The following is a 661-nucleotide window of genomic DNA, read 5'->3' as shown; positions in this document are numbered from 1 at the left end:
GCGCGCGGCACCACGCTGAGCCTGCGGATCAACGGCCAATCGGCCGGCCGCGATGTGGTGTTCTCGGCCAGCGGTCGCACCATCACCTTCGCGGGCTTCCTGAAGGCTTACGTGGAGACGGTCGACGAATTGGCCGGCGGCGAGGCCGACGACGCCGAGAGCCGGTTGCCGCAGTTGACCCAGGGCCAGCGGCTGAACGCCATCGAACTGACCCCCGACGGCCACGCCACCAACCCGCCGGCGCGCTACACGGAGGCGTCACTGGTCAAGGCCCTCGAGGAGCTGGGCATCGGCCGTCCGTCGACGTACTCGTCGATCATCAAGACCATCCAGGACCGCGGCTACGTGCACAAGAAGGGCAGCGCGCTGGTGCCCTCATGGGTGGCGTTCGCCGTAACCGGTTTGCTGGAACAGCATTTCGGGCGCCTGGTCGACTATGACTTCACCGCCGCGATGGAAGACGAGCTCGACGCGATCGCCTCGGGACAGGAGCGACGCACCGATTGGCTCAACAACTTTTACTTCGGCGGCGAGCACGGGGTGGCGGACTCGGTGGCCCGTTCCGGTGGCCTGAAGAAACTCGTCGGCGTCAACCTGGAAGGTATCGACGCTCGAGAAGTCAACTCCATCAGGCTCTTTGACGACGAGCAGGGCCGGCCGG

General features: G+C 66.3%; 1 protein-coding gene. It reads left to right on the top strand.

Annotation, left to right across the window (positions count from 1 at the left end):
• A partial coding sequence (locus A5652_RS18310; protein WP_232001235.1) for a DNA topoisomerase occupies positions 1 to 661 on the top strand: 661 nt, incomplete at both ends.

Source organism: Mycobacterium sp. 1165178.9, assembly GCF_001673555.1.
Classification (GTDB): domain Bacteria; phylum Actinomycetota; class Actinomycetes; order Mycobacteriales; family Mycobacteriaceae; genus Mycobacterium.
This window is presented reverse-complemented; position numbering and strand designations above follow the sequence as displayed.